Raw genomic sequence first — 22,924 nt, 5'->3', positions numbered from 1 at the left:
GACGAATTTTTTCCATCCGTTAAAGTACACCTCGTTCTCACGGCCTAGGTCGCTGAGAGATGGTGTTTTACTTTTCAGTAATCAGCATTGCTTAATTGCGTTGCCCTGGTGGTGGAATTGGTAGACACAAGGGATTTAAAATCCCTCGGCGTTCGCGCTGTGCCGGTTCAAGTCCGGCCCGGGGCACCATCTATTTAGTTTCTACTTGAGAGTAGAGTGATGAACAAAGAGTGGTTCTCTTTAAACACTTCAATATATTTTTATGTTGATAAGGCGCCTTGGCAGAGTGGCTATGCAGCGGATTGCAAATCCGTGGACCTCGGTTCGACTCCGGGAGGCGCCTCCATTTTCTTTCTTCTTTTTGTTTAGGCAAAGGGATGATTAGAATAATGACAATGCGATACTAGCTCAGTTGGTAGAGCGCAACCTTGCCAAGGTTGAGGTCATCGGTTCGAACCCGATGTATCGCTCCAAATTTTGTAATGTTGATTCATTTTGACATTAAGATGGTGTTTTACTTTTCAGTAATCGGCATCGCAATAAAGAATTGCGTGCCCTGGTGGTGGAATTGGTAGACACAAGGGATTTAAAATCCCTCGGCGTTCGCGCTGTGCCGGTTCAAGTCCGGCCCGGGGCACCATCTATTTGATTGCTACTTTTGGTAGAGATCAACAGAGTAGTTCTCTTAAAACACTCATTGAAGGCGCCTTGGCAGAGTGGCTATGCAGCGGATTGCAAATCCGTGGACCTCGGTTCGACTCCGGGAGGCGCCTCCATTCTCTTTCTTCTTTTTGTCTAGGCAAAGGGAAGAGTAGAAGAATGACAATGCGATACTAGCTCAGTTGGTAGAGCGCAACCTTGCCAAGGTTGAGGTCATCGGTTCGAACCCGATGTATCGCTCCAAATTATTCAGATATGGTAATTACGATATCTCAGTGTAAAAAGCATCAACTCAAAACCAGCGAAAGCTGGTTTTTTTGTATCTGAAAATTGATAAGTTTATTAATCTTTCTATCTTCAATGGGTTATATCAGTCACTTTTAGGTATGGGGCTAGCCTTGATAGCATCGAAATATGTTATCAAGGCTTAGCTATTTGAGGGAGTGTCGTAGTATTGATAACAGCTAAAAAGATCGTACTGCCGCTGCGGCAATGATTCCTGCTGCGATTGCTGGTAGAGGTTTTTTGACGACGAACATGACGAGTGCTGTAGAAAATAGTGCCGCTCTAGCTCCGTTGTCACCTTCTACGGCAAGAGGTGTTAGAAGGGCGACTAATACAGAACCTGACATCGCTGTAATAAAACGTTGAACACGCTCGCTAATTGGAACAAATGACATGACATACACACCACCCCAGCGTGTTGCTAATGTGACTAATGCCATTGCAATGATTATCAATAATGTACCACCAACATTTGTTTCGATATTCATGATTTCTTCTCCTTCCAACAAGCTCCCAAGATTCCACCTGAGATAGCACCAACTACAACATGGCTGTTTTCAGGTAAATACCAATATGCCAACATTGAAGATGCTGCTGCTGAGGTCCAAATAGTAAAAATTCTTAAACTTTTAGGTCCAACGACGACCATGGAAAGTAAAAAACAACCCATAACCATATCGAGACCAAGGCCGACAGGATCTTGGATTGCGCTACCAAAGTATATGCCAACCCAAGTGCCAATGATCCAAAACGACCAAAGTGCTAAACCACCACCAACGAGCAATCCAAAACCGGGCTCCTTCCTCCCAAATGTATGGAGTGCCATTGCCCAGTTTGCGTCCGAAGCTATCAACATCACACCATATCGTTTTGTCGGAGGAAGTTGACGTAACCAAGGATATAGTGTCGCCCCCATCAAAAGATGACGAGCATTGATCGCGAATACGGTAATAAGAACTGGAATAAGGGGTACTTCTGCTCCCCACATATCCAACGTAGCAAACTGTGAAGCACCTGCAAAAACAAGTGTGCTCATTAACATAGTTGGAAATGCATCTAGTCCAGTCTGTACAGCAGCAACACCGAATGCGAGGCCAAATACGATCACAAACATAGAAAGAGGAAGAAGCTGTGTGAAGCCGTTCCAGACGTCGATACGTGTAAACTCGTGTAACTCAGTCGAGGAGCGTTGAAGGTGTTGAGTATTTTTTGTCATAGAGGTACCTAGCCAGCAGGCAATGGGGCAGATCCATTGAAAGATCTTGTTGTTATTTTGTAAACTGCATGTTTAACATCAATTGGTTAGGCTTTCAAACGTTATGTCGTAGATAAAATACCTGATCGGTGGCGAAGGCCGAATCTAGAAAGCTTAATTTAATCAATAACATGTCCGAACTATTAAATAAGAAATCGAGCACGCGGCTCCCTGTTTCATTCTTCTAGGAAGATCGAATAGTTTTCTTTACCTATACATGAGGGTTTGCACTGTCACAAATTGTGTATAACTCAGGGAAGGCAGTATCTGAGTACGTGATTTAGACCAGATCAAGCTTAGTTTGAAGCGACTCATTACATCTTTGGAAATAGGCAACTGACCTAGATCACGGCAAGTTTGATTCGTTGTTTCAGAACCTTGTGATGCGTCTTGAGTTGTAAAATGTCTCTTCTCAATGTCTACGGTTACTAAGCAAACAAATACACCTGTTAACTGACCGAGATGTATGTAAATGGAGTGGGGGGAGTGTTGGAAAACAGCGGTTGTGATTCGAATCATTAAGTTATTCATATTTATACATAGTTGATCATGAAGCTGTAACCCTTTCATACCATATTACACTTCTTGTGCAATTAAATGAAAATGATTGTCATTCAATTATGTTGTTGCTAATCTATTGTGAAAATTTACAACACAATGATTGATGCACTAAAGTGTATATAAAACCCCGCTAAACCCTATCGAAACTACGGTTATTCGTTTGCTTTGCGTTAAAATTAAGCACATCTACCTCTTTTGTTCTACCCCTTTCGGGTAGTTCGATTTCGTAATTGATTTACATCATATTTTCATTTTCTTTCATAATTCATTATTCGGTTAGTTAAGAAATATATAACCTTCAGGAATTCTTATGAGCAAGATGAAGCTAGTCGTAATCGGTAACGGGATGGTAGGTCATCGCTATATCGAAGATTTAGTCGAGAAGACAGATGTTGCGAACATGGACATTACTGTGTTCTGTGAAGAGCCACGTGTTGCGTACGATCGTGTACACCTTTCTTCTTATTTTTCACACCATACTGCGGATGAACTTTCTTTAGTTAAAGAAGGTTTCTACGAGAAACACGGCATTAACATGCTGATCGGTGAGCGTGCAATTAACGTTAATCGTGAGAAAAGAACAGTTTACTCGAGCACTGGCCGTGAAATTCAATACGACAAACTTGTTCTTGCTACTGGCTCTTTCCCTTTCGTTCCGCCAATTAAAGGCAACGAAGGTAAAGACTGCTTTGTTTACCGTACCATCGAAGATCTGAAAGCTATTGAAGCAACCGCTAAGAATTCAAAATCTGGTGTTGTTGTTGGTGGTGGTTTACTTGGTCTTGAAGCAGCAGGCGCTCTAAAAGCACTTGGCGTGACAACACATGTGGTTGAGTTTGCTCCTAAGTTGATGGCTGAGCAACTTGACCTAGCTGGTGGTAACCAACTTCGTCAAAAAATCGAACGTATGGGCGTAAACGTACATACAAGCAAGAACACGCTTGAAATTGCTCCTGAAGGCACTGAAGCTCGTAACGTAATGCGTTTTGCTGACGGAACAGAACTTGAAACAGATTTCATCGTATTTTCTGCTGGTATTCGTCCACAGGACAAACTTGCTCGTCAAATGGGTTTGGGTATTGCACCTCGTGGCGGTATCGAGATCAACGATCACTGTCAAACAACGGATAAAGATATCTATGCCATCGGCGAGTGTGCGTCTTGGAACCAAACTTTCTATGGCCTAGTGGCTCCAGGTTACAAAATGGCGACTGTTGCAGTCGATCACATTGTAGGTAACGAAAGCACATTTGAAGGTGCTGACATGTCTGCGAAGCTTAAGCTTCTGGGCGTAAAAGTAGGTTCAATCGGCGATGCAAATGGTCGAACTCCAGGTTGTAAGAGCTACGTTTATCAAAACGAAGAGCAGGAAATTTACAAACGCCTAATCGTTTCTGAAGACAACAAGAAGCTTCTTGGTGCAGTAATGGTAGGGGATACTTCTGATTATGGTGATCTTCTTCAACTTATGTTGAACGAAATCGATCTACCAGAACACCCAGATGCATTGATTCTTCCTGCTCATGCGGGTGCAGAAAAACCAACCCTTGGCGCGGATTCTCTACCTGAAACTGCAGTTATCTGTTCTTGTTTCGATGTAACCAAAGGCAAGATTGCACAAGCGGTTGCTGAAGGTCATCACACAATTGGTGATATTAAAGCAGTAACAGGCGCAGGTACTGGCTGTGGTGGTTGTATCCCGTTAGTAACTTCAGTACTAAATGCTGAGCTTGCTAAAGCAGGTGTTGAAGTAAAAAATGACGTTTGTGAGCACTTTGCTTACTCTCGCCAAGAGCTTTTCCACCTAATCCGCATCGAAGAAATCAAAACATTCGACGAGCTACTTGAGAAGTACGGTAAAGGCTACGGCTGTGAAATCTGTAAGCCTCTAGCGGGTTCTATCCTTGCTTCTTGCTGGGGTGAGCACATCCTTAAGCCTGAGCTAGTAAAACTGCACGATACCAACGACAACTTCTTAGGTAACATTCAGAAAGATGGTACTTACTCGGTTATCCCTCGCATGGCGGGTGGCGAAGTAACGCCTCAAGCTCTAAGCGTTCTTGCGGATGTTGCGGCTGAATACAACCTATATACGAAGATCACTGGTGCACAACGTATCGGTCTATTCGGTGCTCAGAAAGATGACTTACCAGCAATCTGGAAGAAGTTAATCGCAGCCGGTTACGAAACGGGTCAAGCTTACGCAAAAGCACTTCGTATGGCTAAGACATGTGTCGGTTCAACTTGGTGTCGTTACGGCGTTCAAGATTCAGTTGGCCTAGGCGTGATGATCGAGAACCGTTACAAAGGTATCCGTACGCCTCATAAGATGAAGTTTGGTGTATCTGGCTGTACTCGTGAGTGTGCCGAAGCGCAAGGTAAAGACTTAGGTATCATCGCAACGGATGCTGGTTGGAACATGTATGTATGTGGTAACGGTGGTATGAAGCCTCGTCACGCAGACCTACTAGCAAGCGACCTAGACCAAGAAACGCTGATCAAATACATCGATCGTTTCATGATGTTCTACATCCGCACGGCTGCGCCACTGCAACGTACTTCGGTATGGATGGATAACCTAGAAGGTGGTGTTGAATATTTACGTGAAGTCATTGTTGACGACAAACTTGGCCTTAAAGATCAACTTGAAGCTGACATCGCTGGCCTAGTTGATAACTTTGCTTGTGAGTGGACTGATACTATCAACGACGAAGCTCAACTTAAGCGCTTTGCCCACTTCATCAATGCCGATGACCGTGATGAGAACGTTGTATTCGTTGATGATGGCCGTGAACAACACCGCCCAGCAACATTCACAGAAAAACACCCAGAAGCGAAGGGCGACATCCTTCACGTTGAACTGGTTTAATTGGGAGACGACATCATGGCATTTACCAAAGTTTGTAAGATCGAAGATATTATTCCAGGTACCGGTGTTTGTGCATTGGTTGGTGGTGAGCAAGTTGCTATTTTCCGCCCAACTAAAGCCGAAGAAGTGTTTGCTATTAGTAATACTGACCCGTTTTTCCAATCAAACGTTTTATCTCGTGGTTTAACGGTTGAGCACAAAGGTGAGCTTTGGGTGGCGAGCCCACTTAAGAAGCAACGCTTTAATCTCACGACTGGTGTGTGTATGGAAGATGAGAGCTTCAGCGTAAAAGCGTACAAAGCTCGCGTAACTAAAGGTGCGGTTGAAATCGCTGCTTAGTTTAACATCGACCTAGTCAGTTAAATCGCAAGATTCGATAGATCAAGGGTTCTAGTTCCCGGTATTGCCTTAATTCGGCAACTAGAACCTTTTCCTATCCAATTTTTACTTTTAACTTTTTTAAGGACAACCTTATGTCTCCTGATTTCAAACCAGCTGAATTCGTTCAAACGATGATCGATGTGGGTGAAGCTAAAACAAAGACAAGTACGCGTGATCTTCTGATTCGAAGTACAATGGCAGGTATCATTCTTTCTCTTGCTGTTGTTGTTGCTATTACAACTATCGTACAAACAGGTATTGGTATTGTTGGCGCACTAGTGTTCCCAGTCGGATTTGTTATTTTAAGTGTGATGGGTTACGACTTGGTTACTGGCGTATTTGGCTTGGCACCTCTAGCGAAATTCGACAATCGCCCTGGCATTACTTGGGGTCGTGTTTTACGTTGTTGGGGCCTTGTTGGCCTTGGGAACCTAATCGGTTCTCTAATTGTCGCTTTCCTTGTTGCAGTATCACTAACGGGTAATTTCTCCCTTGAACCAAACGCAGTTGCTCAAAAGTTCATTGCTGTTTCTACTGGTCGTAGCTTAGGTTTTGAAAACATGGGCATGGACGGGTGGATCACGTGTTTCGTGCGCGGCATCTTCTGTAACCTAATGGTATGCCTAGGTGTGATCGGTAACATGACTGCGCGCACAGTGTCTGGCCGTGTAGCGATGATGTGGTTCCCAATCTTCATCTTCTTCGCACTAGTCTTTGAGCACACAGTAGTAAATATGTTCCTATTCCCACTAGGTATGATTCTTGGCGCTGACTTCGGTATCGCAACTTGGTTGAACTTCAACCTTATCCCAACCATCCTAGGTAACATCGTTGGTGGTCTTTTCTTAGCATGTGTTCCTTTGTTCCTAACACACGCTAGAACTGCTCCTTCTCTAGGTGCTAAGTAATTGACTACCTCTGTTGAATAGAGCTAGCAGTTAAAACAAAATTAATCAGCCCCTCGCATCATGTTTGGGGCTTTTTTGATCGTATTTCGAAGTTAAGACTTAGCCTATTGGGAGGCCTAATAACCATCGATGTTAAGGGAATCGATGATCTATTTGGGCCGTAATAGATTGTTTTGTTATATAAACTTCTATCTTGTTTAGAATTAATCGTGAAGTTTTATCGAAACAACTGGTAGTCTAGAGGTAGGGATATTGGTAACTCATAGAATTTTACTGTGGGTGGCTAAACAGAATTAAGCTTGAAATATAACAAGCTAACTTTCGGAGCAAAGCATGTCAGAAGTATCGCCATCGAATGTTAATACAGGAAACAAAGGATTTGTTTCATTAGTGGGTGCGGGTCCAGGTGATCCCGATTTATTAACGGTTAAAGCGGCGCGTGTTATTCAACAAGCCGATGTTTTGGTTTACGACCGTTTGGTATCAAAAGATATCTTGGCTATGGCAAACTCAGAGGCAGAAATGCTGTATGTGGGCAAAAAGCTAGATCACCACTGTGTACCACAAGATCAGATCAACCAACTACTTGTTACTAAAGCGCAAGAAAATAAGCACGTAGTGCGCCTTAAAGGTGGAGATTCGTTTATCTTTGGGCGTGGTGGTGAGGAGTGTGAAACACTTGCCGAAAATGACGTAAAATTTGAAGTCATTCCTGGCATTACCGCTGCAGCTGGTGCCACTGCCTATGCTGGTATTCCACTGACGCATCGAGATCATGCGCAAAGCGTTCAGTTTATTACGGGCCACCTGAAGAAGGATGGCGAAGATATTGACTGGCGTTCACTTGCTCAACACAACCACACCATCGTGTTTTACATGGGCTTAAAAGAGAGCCCTAATATTCAAAAGAATCTGTTTGAGAATGGTATGCGTGCTGATATGCCTGTTGCCATTATTGAAAATGGTACACGTAAGGAACAGAAGGTGTTTCGCGGTGGGCTAAGTGACTTGGCGAATTTAGCTAGTCAGGCAAAAAGCCCAGCTTTGATTGTTGTAGGCAGTGTCGCTCAACTTCATGAAAAGCTAGCTTGGTTTAAAGAACAAGTTTAGCGTGTAACTGGTAACTGGTAACTGGTAACTGGTAACTGGCTCAATCCTTAATTAAGTTAATAGATAGCCGACTTGCTCTCAGGTTGACTAAAAGCGGATTAAATACTGCAGCGGCTATTTTGTCGCTGCATTTCTTGCTGTCTCATTGGCATCTCGTCAATGAGGTTGGTAAGCAAATTCCAATCTGTTTTTCCATTCCATCTATGTTTTTCTTTTCCGTCTTTTCCTATTAAAACAGCCGTATGTGACCCTTTAGGGATCTGATAGCTGTTGGTAACGGCCTTTAGATTGAACTCTTCATTTAGCCAAGTCGGAACGGTGTAACCACTTTCTGCAATTACCATGACGACGACATCTCGCTCGTCCAATTGACAATTATTAATTAGAACTTCGTTTAAAAAGTCTTTAACCACTGAGTCTTCAGTGGGAGCAAAATAAATCACACTTCGATGTGGTAAAACTTTTGAATGAGAGTAGGCAGGATAAGCAAAGGCCGAGTTGATCGTTAAGCTCATAATTAATACCGTACTGATAGTCAGTAGTGTTAGTAGCGAAAACCACCAACTTGTGTTGTATGAATCGCTTGTTCCTCGCCATCGGCTTGGTAGGACGATGTTTGAGAATGATTTGAGTATCTGTCGTTGTTGCATAGCCAAACTCCATTTAATAAGCCTTTGCTCAAGAGCGAACTAACAACTCTCTCTATAAAGTGTAGAATCCAACACCACTACATTCCAATTCTATCGGGGAACATCGAGCATAGATCGCTTTGGTATAGGTGAACTTACGTTAACGATAGCCAACAGGTTCATTTTATTAAATAAAGCGACTCGCATTTCACAATTGAATAGAATAGGGTATACGGAAAATCTAAAGGTATGAATTTATGGAAAATATAGCAATTTTGGTCGACGTTCAGAACGTTTACTATACGACACGCGATAAATACCGTTCTAACTTCGACTATAACCAGTTTTGGTATGTTGCCACGGAAGGACGTAACGTAATTGCAGCCAATGCCTACGCTATCTCTAGTCAAGATCCTAAACAGCGTCAATTTCACCATATTCTTCGCGGTGTTGGCTTTAATGTGAAGTTAAAACCGTTTATCCAGCGCCGAGACGGCAGCGCAAAAGGGGATTGGGATGTAGGCATTGCGTTAGATGCGATAGAACTTGCCGAGACGGTTGATACAATTGTTTTGGTATCAGGTGATGGTGATTTCGAAATCTTGGTTGAACGAATTAAAGAGCGCTTTGGTAAACCTGTTGAAGTATACGGCGTTCCCGGATTAACGGCTCAAAATCTTATCGATTCTGCCTCAAAATTTGTACCGATTGAAAAAGATTTCTTACTATAAGAGAAATCTCGCATTTTATAATTGAAATCAATAATAACGATAATTAGAATGCAAACTATTATTATTTATCGGTTTGTATGATGTCGCGCGTTTTAGTTGTTGATGATGATATTCAGTTATGTGAATTGTTGGGTGAAGTGTTGGAGAATGAAGGGTATCACGTCGATACCGTTCATTGTGGTGAGTCTGCGCTTGAGTTTATCCAATCTCATCCCGTTGATTTAGTCTTGCTTGATGTAATGCTACCTAACCTCAGTGGGATACAAGTGGCAAGACGCATTTGTCAGCGTTTCGCAACGCCCATTCTCATGTTGACGGCTCTTAATGATGACGCTTCAATGTTAGATGGTTATCAAGCTGGCGCAGACCAATACATAGCCAAACCTTTCAACGTTCCTGAGTTGTTGACTCGCATTAAGGTTATCTTACGAAGAGTAGGATTTGAACGTCAGAGGCAATCTTTGGCTTCATCCAATCAGGGATTAGGCGAGCAGTTGGCTCGTTTACCGTTAACCGGTACTGAAAAAGACTTGCTCGATTATCTCGTTAAAAATGATGGCATCGTTGTCTCCAAATCTGATCTCCAAATCCATGTACTTAAGAAAGAACTGTGTCCTTTTGATCGTAATTTGGACATGCATATCAGCAATATACGCCGAAAGCTTGTGCAGGCGGGCTTGTCAAAACAACATATTAAAACTGTTCGTGGTAAAGGTTACAGTTACCTAGAGTCGTTAGGAGCATGAGTAAAAAACTGCTGCGTTGTCCTGACTTTATCGCCAAGCGTAAAGATGGTTTAACATTCCAACTTTTCTCGTACCTGACGATTATCATTATCAGCATTTTTATTTTCCAAGCTGTAGCTGAGAAGGCCTTGATGAAGGCATTACTAAAAGTCCCAGACTCTGTGAAGCACGAGATGCTAGACCTCGCATATCAAGCTAATGTGTTAATCGAAGAAGGGGACATGGATGAACTTGCCGACTGGGCAAACGCTCAGCAGTATTACCTATTTGTTTTGGGAAAAGACAATCACCCGATCACACATAGGCACATGCTCCCACACTTTGAATTCAAGTTGCGTTTCTTAAGAACGTTAGATCATCAATTGGATGCCGTTGTGAATCGGCCGATATTTGGCCTACCTTTAAATGACGGTAAAAGCCTAGTTATCCAATTACCGCACCGGTTCCATCCCGCTAAGTCGTTTGGTTTGTACTCGTCCTTAATGAAGGTCTTTATCGCTTTCATCATCCTGTCTTTGTTCTCTTTAATTATGGCGCGTAGGCTACAACAACCTTTGGATCGTTTGCGAGAAGCGAGTCGACGTTTAGCGGAAGGTGACTTCTCGGTACAAGTCGTCTCTGAATTGAAATCAAATACACGAGAATTTAATGAATTAGCAGTGGATTTTGATCACATGACGTTTGAGATCAAATCTCTCGCAGAGAAGCAGCGTCGATTAATACGAGATGTCTCTCATGAACTCAGGACTCCATTAGCAAGGCAGAACCTCGCATTGCACTTATTGCGTAATAAAGTTGATGAGAAGAGTATAGGCTTACTAGATCGTATGGAAAGCGAAACAGAAGAGATGAATAAGCTGGTGGGCGAAATACTCGAGTTTAGCCGCTTAGAAACCTCTCGTTATGATTCCAAATTTAGCCTGATGCACCTCGAGCACTATTGCTCGATGTTGATCGCGCAGATGCAAAACGACTTAAAACCGAATCAAACTTTGGTTAGTGATCTAACGATGCCTACGCCGATGGTTAACGTTGATGAGCGACTGCTTTTAAGAGTTATTGGAAATTTGGTTGGTAATGCTATTAAGTACGCTGGCGAGAATGCTCATATCGTTATATCAACGCGCGAACTCGTTATCGATAAAAGTTACAGTGTCATATGTGTAGAAGATGATGGTGAAGGCATTCCTCATAGCAAGATTTCAGGCATTTTTGACCCGTTTACACGGATAGAGTCAGCCAGAGATAAACAATCCGGTGGTTACGGCTTAGGCCTTGCGATTGTTAAAGAAGCAATGGGCGTGATGAATGGGCACGTTACTGCTGAGAATAGAGACAGTGGAGGCCTTAGAGTAAACCTGATGTTCCCAATCGCCGATTAGCTGCCCGTCCCTGTAAAACAATACACAATAAAAAACGCCACTGCAGATGCAGTGGCGTTTTATTTTTATCAGCTAAGGCATAGCCATTAATTACGCCTTAACTTAAAAGCAAGAGCATCAAAGAAGCTAGATTATGCCTGTTGGCGTGCTAGTTTAACTTCTTCTTCTTTCTCGCCAGCTGCTGGGTCGTTAAAGCGAGCTTCGTCGAAAGAACCTTCAGACTTCGCAACGATGATCGTTACGGCACTATCACCTGTGATGTTTACTGCTGTACGAATCATGTCAAGAAGACGGTCAACACCCATGATAAGCGCGATACCTTCAAGCGGTAGGCCTACTTGGTTCAATACCATCGCCAGCATAACAAGGCCAACACCTGGAACACCCGCTGTACCAACAGACGCTAATGTCGCCGTTAGGATAACCATCAGGTAGTCACCCATAGTAAGGTCAATGTTGTATGCCTGTGCGATAAACGCTGTCGCAACACCTTGCATGATAGCCGTACCATCCATGTTCACAGTTGCACCTAGGGGTACAGTGAATGATGCTACTTTATTGTCTACACCCATGCGGTTCTTAGCTGTTTCCATTGTTACTGGAATGGTTGCGTTCGAAGAAGCCGTTGAGAATGCAAACATGATTGCATCTTCCATCTTACGTAAGAACGTAATAGGACTTAAACCGGTGAAACCTTTCAACATCGCACTGTAGGTAACCAAACCGTGCAGAAGTAGGGTACCAGCAAGCACTAAGAAGTATTCTGCTAAGTTCCAAATTGCACCTAAGCCAAGACCTGAAAACAGTTTTGCCATTAAGAAGAACACACCGTAAGGAGCTAGGTTCATTAGTAGCGCTACTAGCTTCATGATAACTTCATTCAGATCTGAGAAAACCGCAGCGATACGTTCGCCTGGCTTACCTGCAGCACTAATAGCAATACCAAACAACACGGCAAAAACGATAACTTGCAGTGTTTTTCCTTCAGCCATCGCCTGGATAGGGTTAGTAGGGAACATGTCGATGATGACTTGACCCAAAGATGGTGCGTCCGCTGACTTGAAAGAGCTTGCAGCAGTAAGATCTGCACCTGCGCCTGGCTGGAATAAGTTACCGATAGTCAGAGCCAGTGTGATAGCAACGGCAGTCGTACCGATATAAAGTGCTAACGTCTTACCGCCCATACGACCAAGAGTTGATAGGTCTTTCAGTGAGCTTGTACCACACACTAGTGAAACGAAGACTAGTGGAACAACAAGCATTTTCAAACTGGCGACAAAGATTTGTCCGCCTACTTCAAAGAGTCCGTTAACGATGTAGTTGTTAACAAATCCGCTGTCTGTAAAAAGAGATTGAATGGCAAATCCCGTAAATATACCTATGACCATACCGAGGATAACTCGTCCAGTCAGAGACATAGGTTTCTTGGTATTCATTTAGAACACTCCTTATTATTTATAACTTTGACACCTTTTCAAAGTGAGCAGGAGATTAGCAGTCGGTTGATTAAATCGAAAAACAAAAAATTGCTTAGGCATTATAGATGTGATCAAAATCACTGATAAATTTGTAAAATAAACAAGTGTAATTAAATTTATTCACTATTTATTTACATTTATCGAGGCTTTTATACATAAAACATCGTTTCAAAGGTAGTAAATAAGATAGAAGGTTTTCTTATCGGTTTTGGGATTGGGTTGATGGAGCAAATAACCTTGTAATAAAGTGTTGTGCACTTATTTGTGAATGAATCATTAAGTCAGAGGATTAAATGATGTGTTGAACGACAATTTCTGGTGGAGAGGACAAAGTCTTTCTAAGCGCTTTACAAAACTTTACGAATGCAAAGAATGTAAATTTAATGCAAATGGTAATAATTATCACTTATATTCACCTCCGAAATGACTCAGTGGTACCGGAAACGGGACAACAACGGACACAACAAAATAAAAAGTGTTCGAATAAAAGAATAAATCGGAGTAAAGGACATGTTTTCAAAGAGCCCATTGGCTTTAGTGATCGGCGCGGTACTAGCTTCACCGGCAGTACTGGCAGAAACAGTAAAAACAGATGAACATATGGTTGTTGAAGGTCGAGATTACGGCTACAAAGCCGACACGAACACAACAGCAATGCGCATGGAGGCGACTCAATTAGAGACTCCGGGACAAGTTTCAGTAATTGATGAGCAAATCATCGATGAACAGCGTGCAACAACCTTAGGTGACGTTCTTAAGAATGACGCGAGTGTCAGTGCTGGTGGTACTAGTCGTAACCGTGAGCGTTTTTCTCTGCGTGGTTTCTCGGTAGAGAGCTCTTCAGGCTTCCTGAAAAATGGCCAACAACACTGGTCTCACTACCGCCAACCAATCGAACTGTTAGAGCGTGTTGAAGTACTTAAAGGACCATCTGGCCTTCTTTACGGTATTTCTGCGCCAGGTGGTTTGATCAACATGGTAAGCAAGAAGCCAACTTACGATACACAAGTAAGTCTTAGCCAAGACATCGGTTCTAATGATCACACTCGCACGACTCTAGATGTAAGTGGCGCATTAAACGATGCTGAAACGTTACGCGGCCGCGCAATTCTATCTAAAGAAAGTTACGGTTCTTGGAGAAAGTACGGAGATGGTACTGAGCCACAAACAGAACGTTTTGTTGGTGGTGTATATGTTGATTACGATGTTACTGAAGACGTAACGGTTTCCGTTCATTACGATAAGACGAACGACGAAGGTAGCGTAGATTCTGGTGCACTATACACACTGGATGGTAACCGAGTTGGTAACGATAAACAGATCTGGGATGCGCAGTGGTCACAGATTGAAAATGATGTTGAAAACGTAGGTTTTGATATTGCTGCTAATCTAACTGATACATGGTCAGTGAAAACAGGTTTCAACTACCAAGATTTCGAACGTATCGATATGGAAAGCTACCCAAGCTTTTCAAATATGAACCCTGACGGTACGGGTACCGTTACTCAAGGCGGTAACTACCGTCATGACAAATGGCGTTTTAGAACGGCTTACGTAGATCTAACGACAACCGCCGATCTTGCGGGCACAGAACACCAATTACTATTCGGTGCTAACTGGTTAGGTTACAGCTACTACCGTGGTATGGATCGCTTCAGCAGTGGTGAATATGCACCAGATGCAACAGTACCAGTACCTTCAGTAGGAGCAACATCGCTAGGTAAGATGAGCACTTACGATACTTGGGGCTTCTACATTCAAGATCTAATTACTATCAACGACGAATGGCAAGTTCTTGCAGGCGCCCGTTTCGATCGTAAAGTAAGTTCTGGCGTTGCAGAAGAAAACGTAGCACCTAAGCTTGGCGTGATTTACCACCCAGTATCAAACGGTAGCATCTACGCTTCATATTCTGAAAGCTTCGAACCACAAGGTGTTGTTTCTAGCGGAAACCGTAACTACACCAACGATGGTCAACTTCTTGATGCAGCAACAGGTGTATCATATGAAGTAGGTACTAAGTGGGAGCTAATGGATGAGCGTCTATTCGTATCCGGCGCAGTATTCGATATTACGCAAGAAAACATCTCGATGGATGTAGAAGACACTGCATCAGGTGATTGGACTAAGACACAAGGCGGCGAACAACTTCACCGTGGTGCTGAACTAGCTGCACAAGGCTTTATTTCAGAGCGCTTCTCAATGTCTGGTTCTGCAATGTACTTAGATGCGGAAATTGCTAATCATGAAACATACGCGGGCAATCGTCCAGTAGATGTACCTGAATTTGCAGCAAGTGTTTGGTCTACTTATGCCGCAACAAATGAAGTTGATGTAAACCTTGGTCTTATCTATGAAGGCTCTCGTTACGGTGATGATGCGAATACTTTCAAGAAAGATGGTTACGCTCGTGTTGATATGGGCGCAGCATACACACTTAAGTACGACGACTCTCTTGATTTCGTAGCGCGTCTAACAGTAGAGAACGTATTTGATAAAGAATACCTAGCGGGTGGTGGTTCTACTTCTTCAAGTCACCAATTTGCTGAGGACGTAGTTATTGGCGAAGGCCGCAACTACATGGCAACGTTACAGGTAAAATACTAATTTGTTAGTAGGGTACTATTGTTAGCCTAAATATTAAGGGGAGGGTTTCTACTTTCCCCTTTCGTGATTCTGCTATTTCGTAAAATATCCCTAGTAATGTGAGTGACTTTTAATGATAATGAGACTGCTTATCAATAAAACTCATTTGACCTTCTTCTATAGTAAATGACTACAATTATGAATCTTTTAAAAACTAGCCTAGCACTTGCCATCAGTTTGGTTGCAACGTCTTCTATGGCAAACAGCTTGGATCAAGCTCAATCAATTCAAAATAAGACCAATAACGCGTCGGCTTCGAGCCAAAAGGTTATTGATAAAAGTTCGCAAGCGACCTTGATGCTGCAAGCTGAGATTGAGCGTCTGCAAGAAGAAGTGAAGAATCTAGAAATCTATCACGACCATCTTGCAGCATTGGTTGATAGCCAAAACAAAGAAGCTCAGAGCATTGAAGCGCAGATCGACGAAATCAAATACACACGTCAAGGTGTTGTACCTTTGATGTATCAAATGATCGATGGCCTTCAACAGTTAGTCGAGCAAGATATTCCGATTAAGAAAGAGCAGCGTCTAGAAAGAGTTGAAAAGCTACAAGCAATGATGACTCGTGCTGATGTCAGTGATGCAGAGAAATACCGTCGCATCCTAGAGGCATACCAAATCGAGATGGACTACGGCATCAAGCTTGGTGTGTACCAAGGTCGTGTCGCATTGGCGAGTGATAAAACGATCGAGGCAGATGTTCTGCACTTAGGTCGTATCTCTTTGGTTGCTCGTAACCTAAATGGCAGCCAGTACTGGGCTTGGAATCAAACAGATGCTCAGTGGCAAGAACTTGATTCTTCTATGAAATCTGAGCTCGATAAAGCGTATGATATTGCTAGCCAACAAGCAGCCCCAAGCTTGATTACTTTACCTGTTTCTTTAACTGTTGCGGAGGTTAAGTAATGAACTTAAAACCATTAGCAGCATTGCTTTGCATTACGTCACTTTCATTTTCTGCTTTCTCAGCTTCCGACTCAACGGCTCAGCTCGTTAACAAAGCAAAATCAGAGAACCGTACTCAAGCTTCTCACAACGTAGTTCGTGAAGCTGACTTTAAAAAGACTGAACAAGAACTTAAAGCGATCAAAGCGGAGCTTGAAGCGAAACGTACATCGGTTCAAAATGCGACAGACGTTCTTACTCAAACCTTCAGCGACAACGAAAACAAGCTTGCTCGTTTAGAAGAAAAATTGCGTTTAGAAACGGGTAGCCTTGGTGAGTTGTTCGGTGTCGTTCGTCAAAACGCGAAAGAACTAGGTGCAGAGCTTAGTTCAACAGTAAATAGCGTTGATCGCGCTGAGCACACAGCGACCGTTGACCAAATTATCGATGCTAAATCCCTGCCATCAATGCCACAACTTTCTGGTTTGTGGATGAGCATGGTGGAACAGATCCAAGCAAGCTCAGAGCTTAGCAAATCTCAAATTGCATTCATCAATGGCGAAGGCAACACACAGTCTGTCGACGCTTATCGTTTAGGTTCAATTGGCTTAGTGACAGACCAAGGCTATGTTAGCTGGAACACTCAGCGTGAAGATGCAATTGCGTATCTGAAACAGCCATCAAATGGTCCAACGTTAGCATCACTTTCTTCACTTGCGAATGGTGACATATCTAATGTCGTTGTCGATCCTTCTCGCGGGTTCATGCTCGAGCAATTAGCACTGACGCCAAGCCTAACTGACCGTCTACAAGCGGGTGGTGTGGTTGGTAAAGTGATTCTTGGCCTGCTGGCAATTGGTTTAATCATCGCATTGGTTCGAGGTATTTCTTTGGTTATCGCTCGCCAGAAAATTCGCGCTCAACTTAAGAACCCAGAGCAAGCGGGTGACAACCCTCTAGGTCGTGTTCTTGCAGTTTACAACAAAGAGCAAAACCAAACGGTAGAAGCGTTAGAGTTGCGACTTTTAGAAGCGGTTGTTGATGAGCAGACTCATTTAGAGAAAGGCCTATCAATGCTTAAACTATTGGCAGCATTAGCACCAATGTTGGGCCTTCTAGGTACAGTAACGGGTATGATCGAAACATTCCAAGTGATCACACAGTTTGGTAATGGCGACCCTAAAGTAATGGCGGGTGGTATTTCGATGGCGCTTGTAACTACGGTACTTGGTCTGGTTGCTGCAATGCCTCTTCTATTGGCACACAACATTCTTAGCAGTCAAGCGGAAAACATTCGTAATATTCTTGAGAAACAAGGTATTGGTCTTGTTGCTGAGCAGGCTGAAAAGACCGTTGAATCAAACGCTGTTGTTTCACCAGTTGGGACTGCTGCGTAATGGATATTTTGTCGGGTTCTCTATTACCAGCGAGTTGGTTAACGAGTGACTGGCTGCTGTCTTTATCAAGCTTTATGGAGCAGGGCGGTTTCGTCTTGTGGTGGCTAGCGGCTGTTGTCCTAGTGTATTGGGTGCTTGTGGTTGAACGTGTGCTTTATCTTGCGTTCTACTTTCCTAAGCAACGCCAAGCTTGGATAGCGAAATGGCATGAAAGAGAAGATCACTCTTCTTGGCATGCCAAAGCCATTCGTGAAGGTTGGTTAGGGCAAGCGAGTATCTTGCTTAACCAAAACTTGAATTTTATTAAGCTGTTAGTCGCTATTTGTCCAATGTTGGGTTTGCTAGGCACTGTAACCGGTATGATCTCTGTTTTTGATGTTATGGCGACACAAGGCAGCAGTGACCCTAAATTGATGGCTTCAGGTATCTCGTTAGCAACGCTGCCAACCATGGCAGGTATGGTTGCTGCATTAGCGGGCATGTTTGTCCATGCACGTTTAGCGAAAGTGTGTAACCGCTTAGAATTAAAATTAGAAAAATCTTTAAGGAGTCAACGATGAGACTCGGTCGACGTCATTCTAAAAACGAAGAGGCTCAAATAGACCTTACTTCGATGCTTGATATTGTCTTTATCATGCTTATTTTCTTTATTGTGACCAGTTCATTTGTTCGTGAATCAGGGGTAGAAGTCAATCGCCCACAAGCTTCTAACGTAGTTAGCCAAAAGGATGCGGGCATCTTTGTCGCGATTACATCTGCAAATGACATTTTCATTGATAAGCGTGTCGTTGATGTTGAACGTGTACAAGCGACGTTAGAGCACTTGTTGCTAGAACAACCTGATGCTTCTTTGGTTATTCAAGCGGATGAACACGCTTACAACGGTACTGTTGTTAAAGTGATGGATGCCGCGAAAGGTGCAGGTGTTAAAAACATTGCGCTTGCTGCTGATAAGCGATGATCTTGGAGGATCTTCATAAATGATTCGCCTATTTCTTGCTTTACCGTTAGCGGGTGCATTGGGCTTAGCTCTGTTTTCTTTTATGGCCTGGATGGTCGACAATGGCCATCAACGTTCACCAGACGATAGCGAGACGTTAAGTTTCAACATGGTAATGGTGGAACAAGAACAAGAAGTCCAAAGACGACAACGCGCAATCCCTGAAAAACCAGAAATGCCAGAGCCACCACCGGAAGCGCAAACGTCTCAGTCACAGGCTGAAGTTACGCCTCTGAATTCGATGTCTTCGCTGCCTTCATTGGATTTGAATACATCGATTGACGGCCTAGCGATTAACGCACCGACATTTTCTGATTTTGGGTCGAACCAACAGGCAATGCCTCTGTATCGAGTAGAACCTCGTTACCCAGCTAAAGCGTTGAAGCGCGGCGCTGAAGGTTTTGTCAGTTTGTCGTTTACCATAGATGAAACAGGACGCCCAATCGATATTGAAGTGATTGAAGCCAACCCACGTCGCATGTTTGAACGTGAAGCGATACGTGCACTGAAAAAATACAAGTATCAGCCTAAGGTTGTGGATGGAAAATCAACCCCTCAATTTGGTCAAACATTTACCTTTGAATTCAAGTTGGATAAATGATGAAACAGATATGGATATTAATGGGCTTGTTATTATTGCCCCTTACGACACAGGCGCAAGAGCTATCCCAATATACTGCTATTCGTGTTCAAAAAGCGCATAAGCTTGCTCAAGATGAACAGGTTAAACAGGCGATTGAAGTACTTGCAGGTTTAGAGCTTTCTAAAGGATACGACAAAGCATATGTAGCTCGCATGCTGGGGGTGTTTTATTGGCAAGATGGTAAAACTGATAAGGCGATTCAGCAGCTGACTTATGCCGTCGATACTAATTTACTGGTGGATGAACAAGCTTGGGTAACGAAGCGTATGCTTGCTGATTTGTTGCTGAATGATCAGCAGTTCAAACAAGCACTTCCGCACTATTACGAGTTAGTGAAAACAGCGCCAGAAAAGGAAAAGAAAGGCACACTGTGGATGCGAATTGCCCAAGCTGAATACCAAATTGAAAACTGGTCAAAAACCCTAGTTGCAATTGGTAATCGAGACAAATTCAATTCGAAAGTAGAGTTGTCATCTCTATCGTTGAAGTTGGGCGCGCAGCTTCAGTTAAAACAGTGGAAACAGTCTATTCCAACACTAGAAAGCCTCATTGAACTTCAACCAGAGAAAGATAACTGGTGGCGTCAGCTTGTTGGTATCCAGTTAAGACTGGAGCGTAATCGTGATGCATTGAATACGCTGGCGTTGGCTGATCTGCATGGTGTTGAGCTAAAAGATTCAGACCGCAGGCTGCTTGCTCAATTATATGCGAAACGAGGCATTCCTGAGCGTGCTGCTCAAGAGATCGCTAAGTTAGATGGTGCGAACAGTGATGTTCAACTTCTGGCGGAGCAAGCAACTTACTGGCAGCTAGCGAAAGAGTGGGACAACGCGATTGAAGTGTGGACGTTAGCGTCTAAAAAAGACACTCGATACCACTGGAATGTAGCTCAGCTTTTGGTTCAGCAGGGTTATTATGATCGAGCGTTGGTTGTTTTAGACAAAGTGAAAGACAAAAATAAACAGGCCGACGTAGCATTGGCAAAAGTGCGTTCTTGGTATAAGTTGAAAAACTTAGATAACGCACTCGCTCAAGCTAAGCGTGCGAATAACATTGAACCCTCTTCTGAAGCAAAAGGTTGGATTAAATATCTAACTCAACTACGAACAGTAACCGACAATGGAAATGTCTAATAGCTGTAAACAGAAGATAAGAGATAGTACATAAAAATGAGAAAAGCAAAAGGGTGCCATTTGAACGTTCAAATGGCACCCTTTTTGATATCTTGCGTTAAACTTTTGCGCGCTTGACTGTCCGGGAGGGCAAACAGCGAAAACTAAGTTCTAAGCGTGAGCATTCTAAGCTCAAGGATTGCACATCGTACCGATTGGAATTGCACTTTGAATCACACCACTTTTATCAGCGATCCAGTTTATAGTGCAATCACGATACGGGTCTTTAAAGGCGTGCAAAGTATTGCCATTATCTAAAGGCTTTTTAGTCTCAACCCAAGCATAGTTTCGCGATTCCCAAAAACTGATAGGGCGCGAACGTTCAGTTAGGTACAGTGCTTGTATATCGGTTATGTTTGAGCCGATGTGTTTTTGGAGGCGGTCTTGCTTGCTTGCTATTTGGCTGGTACAAGCCGTCACCAACATGGCAAAAGCTAAAATAATAATACGCATTTTAAAATCCTTTTAAACTTGTGTAACTGTACCTAATTTATAATCAATAAGTTTAATCTACTCTAAACCGCATCACATCAATCGCTGAACACATACACACCTCAATGATGTCTATAGTGATCTCAGTGCAAAACCTCGTAAGTACTCATCCATGCACACTGCGTCCTTTGTCTTAAAGTTGCTCAATCCACCTGTTTAGCTCTTGTTGACCTTCAGCTTTTGTCGAACTTTAAACGGCGACTAAGCACCATGAATACAAGTTAGCAAGAATATGCATACAGTTCGATTACTTCCCGTGTAATGTTATGTAAATTTTCTTCTACCGCTCGGTAAACGTAAACAATGTAAATTGAATGCCAATACGAATGATTATCAACTAAATTGTCGCCATAAAATTTATAGGTATTGGTTTGTATGTCGTTAAAAAGTAGGGCGGTTCAATCATGGGCTCGTCGACTTCATGTTTATATTTCAATGGCGCTTCTGTTCGTTGTTCTTTTCTTTTCAGTGACAGGTATCACCCTGAACCGGCCTGAGTTATTTGAATCAACGCAAACCAATATCCAACGATCGACGTTAACGCTTCCTACTAATTTATTCATGATACAAGAAGGACGATTAAAAGCCGATGAAACGGCCTTTGAAACGTTTCTGTTTAAAGAAGCCAACTTATCTGGCGTTCCTTCAGGTTTAGATATCTACGCAGAGATTGAAGACGGTGAGTTGCTCATCGGCGAAGTGTCTATGGACTTCAAAGGACCAGGCTACAACGCCTCTGTGTTCGTTGACGTGACGTCTGAAATGGTAGAAATCGAAATCACCAATTACGGCGTTATCGCACTGTTGAACGACCTACACAAGGGACGCAACAGCGGTGAAGTATGGAAGTGGTTCATCGATATCACTGCACTGTTGATGATCTTCTTTGTGCTTACTGGCGTGTGCTTATTGTTACCTAAGAAAAAAACACTCAACACCTCCATCAAATGGACGGTATTTGGCTCTGCAATCTCACTTGCTATCTATTTTGTCGCCGTACCTTAATCGCTTGATTCAATTGATGGATTGGATTGAGCAACGAATGAAAGGTTAAACGGATTTAAAAGGTTGTTAAACATGAAAAAAATGAACTGGAGCAAGGCGCTTCTTGCTTTATCTCTTTTGCCAAGTCTCGGTATGGCACAAGCGATTCCTGATACGGCAAAACTTGATGTGAGCTTCGAACTTCCAAAGATCGATACCTCTATGTACGCACGCCCTTATGTGGCGGTTTGGGTAGAGAACAGTGAACGAAAGTCAGTGAAAACTATTGAGCTTTGGATCGGTAAAGACGAATGGCTTAAAGATTTACGCAGCTGGTGGCGAAAGGTTGGTCGTTATGACCGTGAATTGGTTGATGCTGTGACTTCGGCAACGCGTCCTGCTGGCAAATATCGTTTTGCTTGGGATGGTAAAAGCGATGACGGTCAAGTTTTAGAACAAGGTGATTACACGGTTCATATCGAAGTTGTTCGTGAACACGGTGGTCGTAATTATCTTCGTCAAAAAGTATCGCTAACGGATTCAAACGCTTCTTATCAGTTAAAGGCTACAGAAGAGACGGGTGAAATTACTCTGAACTACATCGCTAACTAGTAAGTGCGAACAGTAAACCAAGCTGAACAGAATAAACAGTCGTCATCGTAGGCTCAGATAGAGCGACACGGCTAACAATTATAAATAATGGAATTGAA

The 22,924-nt window shown here is 43.0% G+C and carries 21 protein-coding genes and 6 tRNA genes; 22 read left to right on the top strand and 5 right to left on the bottom strand.

From position 1 onward, the window contains the following. Positions 1–102 precede the first annotated feature (102 nt). The 6 genes from OCW38_RS18500 to OCW38_RS18475 all read left to right on the top strand — a co-directional run bounded on the left by OCW38_RS18500 (position 103) and on the right by OCW38_RS18475 (position 903). A tRNA-Leu gene (locus OCW38_RS18500) sits at positions 103–189 on the top strand. A gap of 83 nt (positions 190–272) precedes the next feature. After that, positions 273–346: transfer RNA gene (locus OCW38_RS18495), tRNA-Cys, on the top strand. Positions 347–397: 51 nt separating this feature from the next. Then, positions 398–473 (top strand) — tRNA-Gly (locus OCW38_RS18490). Between the two features lie 80 nt (positions 474–553). Beyond that, positions 554–640: transfer RNA gene (locus OCW38_RS18485), tRNA-Leu, on the top strand. Between the two features lie 62 nt (positions 641–702). Beyond that, a tRNA-Cys gene (locus OCW38_RS18480) sits at positions 703–776 on the top strand. Between the two features lie 51 nt (positions 777–827). Next, positions 828–903: transfer RNA gene (locus OCW38_RS18475), tRNA-Gly, on the top strand. 221 nt (positions 904–1,124) lie between these two features. On the opposite strand, the gene OCW38_RS18470 is transcribed toward OCW38_RS18475, so the two are convergent. Beyond that, positions 1,125–1,433: an AzlD family protein gene (locus tag OCW38_RS18470; protein ID WP_010429877.1), complete on the bottom strand. Its 309-nt coding sequence runs from the start codon at positions 1,431–1,433 to the stop codon at positions 1,125–1,127. Continuing rightward, positions 1,430–2,161 (bottom strand): AzlC family ABC transporter permease, encoded by a 732-nt coding sequence (locus OCW38_RS18465; protein WP_016767162.1) that lies wholly within the window; start codon positions 2,159–2,161, stop codon positions 1,430–1,432. Before OCW38_RS18465 ends, OCW38_RS18470 begins: the two co-directional genes overlap by 4 nt. Before the next feature lie 910 nt (positions 2,162–3,071). Here OCW38_RS18465 and nirB point away from each other — a divergent pair. The 4 genes from nirB (at position 3,072) to cobA (ending at position 8,029) form a co-directional block, all read left to right on the top strand. Further along, complete coding sequence (gene nirB / locus OCW38_RS18460) at positions 3,072–5,630, top strand: nitrite reductase large subunit NirB (RefSeq protein ID WP_016767163.1); 2,559 nt, start codon at positions 3,072–3,074, stop codon at positions 5,628–5,630. 15 nt (positions 5,631–5,645) lie between these two features. Continuing rightward, positions 5,646–5,969 carry a nitrite reductase small subunit NirD gene (gene nirD / locus OCW38_RS18455; RefSeq protein WP_010429871.1) on the top strand — a complete coding sequence of 108 codons (324 nt, stop codon included), beginning with the start codon at positions 5,646–5,648 and terminating at the stop codon, positions 5,967–5,969. 134 nt (positions 5,970–6,103) lie between these two features. Further along, positions 6,104–6,919: a formate/nitrite transporter family protein gene (locus OCW38_RS18450; protein ID WP_010429867.1), complete on the top strand. Its 816-nt coding sequence runs from the start codon at positions 6,104–6,106 to the stop codon at positions 6,917–6,919. A 333-nt stretch (positions 6,920–7,252) separates the two neighbouring features. Further along, positions 7,253–8,029: a uroporphyrinogen-III C-methyltransferase gene (gene cobA / locus OCW38_RS18445; protein ID WP_016767164.1), complete on the top strand. Its 777-nt coding sequence runs from the start codon at positions 7,253–7,255 to the stop codon at positions 8,027–8,029. A gap of 98 nt (positions 8,030–8,127) precedes the next feature. Here cobA and OCW38_RS18440 read toward each other — a convergent pair whose 3' ends face one another. Continuing rightward, positions 8,128–8,679: a DUF4174 domain-containing protein gene (locus OCW38_RS18440; protein WP_016767165.1), complete on the bottom strand. Its 552-nt coding sequence runs from the start codon at positions 8,677–8,679 to the stop codon at positions 8,128–8,130. A 236-nt stretch (positions 8,680–8,915) separates the two neighbouring features. On the opposite strand from OCW38_RS18440, the gene OCW38_RS18435 reads away from it, so the two are divergent. The 3 genes from OCW38_RS18435 (at position 8,916) to OCW38_RS18425 (ending at position 11,517) form a co-directional block, all read left to right on the top strand. Next, complete coding sequence (locus OCW38_RS18435; protein WP_010429860.1) at positions 8,916–9,389, top strand: LabA-like NYN domain-containing protein; 474 nt, start codon at positions 8,916–8,918, stop codon at positions 9,387–9,389. An 80-nt stretch (positions 9,390–9,469) separates the two neighbouring features. Next, on the top strand, positions 9,470–10,135 hold the full coding sequence (locus OCW38_RS18430) for a response regulator transcription factor (RefSeq protein WP_016785287.1): 666 nt from the start codon (positions 9,470–9,472) through the stop codon (positions 10,133–10,135). After that, a complete protein-coding gene (locus OCW38_RS18425) occupies positions 10,132–11,517 on the top strand; it encodes a sensor histidine kinase (protein WP_261896453.1) in 1,386 nt (461 codons plus the stop codon). The genes OCW38_RS18430 and OCW38_RS18425 overlap by 4 nt, the downstream gene beginning before the upstream one ends. Positions 11,518–11,648: 131 nt before the next feature. On the opposite strand, the gene OCW38_RS18420 is transcribed toward OCW38_RS18425, so the two are convergent. After that, complete coding sequence (locus tag OCW38_RS18420; protein ID WP_261896451.1) at positions 11,649–12,953, bottom strand: dicarboxylate/amino acid:cation symporter; 1,305 nt, start codon at positions 12,951–12,953, stop codon at positions 11,649–11,651. 552 nt (positions 12,954–13,505) lie between these two features. On the opposite strand from OCW38_RS18420, the gene OCW38_RS18415 reads away from it, so the two are divergent. The 7 genes from OCW38_RS18415 (at position 13,506) to OCW38_RS18385 (ending at position 20,699) form a co-directional block, all read left to right on the top strand. Then, complete coding sequence (locus OCW38_RS18415) at positions 13,506–15,602, top strand: TonB-dependent siderophore receptor (protein ID WP_016785683.1); 2,097 nt, start codon at positions 13,506–13,508, stop codon at positions 15,600–15,602. 177 nt (positions 15,603–15,779) lie between these two features. Next, on the top strand, positions 15,780–16,547 hold the full coding sequence (locus OCW38_RS18410; RefSeq protein ID WP_010429848.1) for a DUF3450 domain-containing protein: 768 nt from the start codon (positions 15,780–15,782) through the stop codon (positions 16,545–16,547). Beyond that, positions 16,547–17,923, top strand: a complete 1,377-nt coding sequence (locus tag OCW38_RS18405; protein WP_010429845.1) for a MotA/TolQ/ExbB proton channel family protein — start codon at positions 16,547–16,549, stop codon at positions 17,921–17,923. The genes OCW38_RS18410 and OCW38_RS18405 overlap by 1 nt, the downstream gene beginning before the upstream one ends. Next, positions 17,923–18,483, top strand: a complete 561-nt coding sequence (locus OCW38_RS18400; protein WP_010429842.1) for a MotA/TolQ/ExbB proton channel family protein — start codon at positions 17,923–17,925, stop codon at positions 18,481–18,483. The genes OCW38_RS18405 and OCW38_RS18400 overlap by 1 nt, the downstream gene beginning before the upstream one ends. Next, positions 18,480–18,884: an ExbD/TolR family protein gene (locus OCW38_RS18395; protein WP_004739212.1), complete on the top strand. Its 405-nt coding sequence runs from the start codon at positions 18,480–18,482 to the stop codon at positions 18,882–18,884. Before OCW38_RS18400 ends, OCW38_RS18395 begins: the two co-directional genes overlap by 4 nt. Positions 18,885–18,903: 19 nt before the next feature. Beyond that, the gene (locus OCW38_RS18390; RefSeq protein ID WP_016767170.1) at positions 18,904–19,524 is read left to right on the top strand and encodes an energy transducer TonB; all 621 of its coding nucleotides are present in this window, start codon (positions 18,904–18,906) and stop codon (positions 19,522–19,524) included. Positions 19,525–19,544: 20 nt separating this feature from the next. Beyond that, positions 19,545–20,699 (top strand): tetratricopeptide repeat protein, encoded by a 1,155-nt coding sequence (locus tag OCW38_RS18385; protein WP_016767171.1) that lies wholly within the window; start codon positions 19,545–19,547, stop codon positions 20,697–20,699. A gap of 171 nt (positions 20,700–20,870) precedes the next feature. On the opposite strand, the gene OCW38_RS18380 is transcribed toward OCW38_RS18385, so the two are convergent. Beyond that, positions 20,871–21,191, bottom strand: a complete 321-nt coding sequence (locus OCW38_RS18380; RefSeq protein WP_010429815.1) for a hypothetical protein — start codon at positions 21,189–21,191, stop codon at positions 20,871–20,873. A 414-nt stretch (positions 21,192–21,605) separates the two neighbouring features. Here OCW38_RS18380 and OCW38_RS18375 point away from each other — a divergent pair, with 414 nt between their 5' ends. Together OCW38_RS18375 and OCW38_RS18370 are read left to right on the top strand one after the other, a co-directional pair. Then, on the top strand, positions 21,606–22,235 hold the full coding sequence (locus OCW38_RS18375) for a PepSY-associated TM helix domain-containing protein (protein WP_016767172.1): 630 nt from the start codon (positions 21,606–21,608) through the stop codon (positions 22,233–22,235). Between the two features lie 72 nt (positions 22,236–22,307). Then, positions 22,308–22,826, top strand: coding sequence for a DUF2271 domain-containing protein (locus OCW38_RS18370; RefSeq protein ID WP_016767173.1), 519 nt, complete (start codon positions 22,308–22,310; stop codon positions 22,824–22,826). Positions 22,827–22,924: the final 98 nt, after the last annotated feature.

Source organism: Vibrio cyclitrophicus (assembly GCF_024347435.1).
Classification (GTDB): Bacteria; Pseudomonadota; Gammaproteobacteria; order Enterobacterales; family Vibrionaceae; genus Vibrio; species Vibrio cyclitrophicus.
Note: the sequence above shows the minus strand (reverse complement) of the source record. Positions and strands in the feature narration are given on the sequence as shown.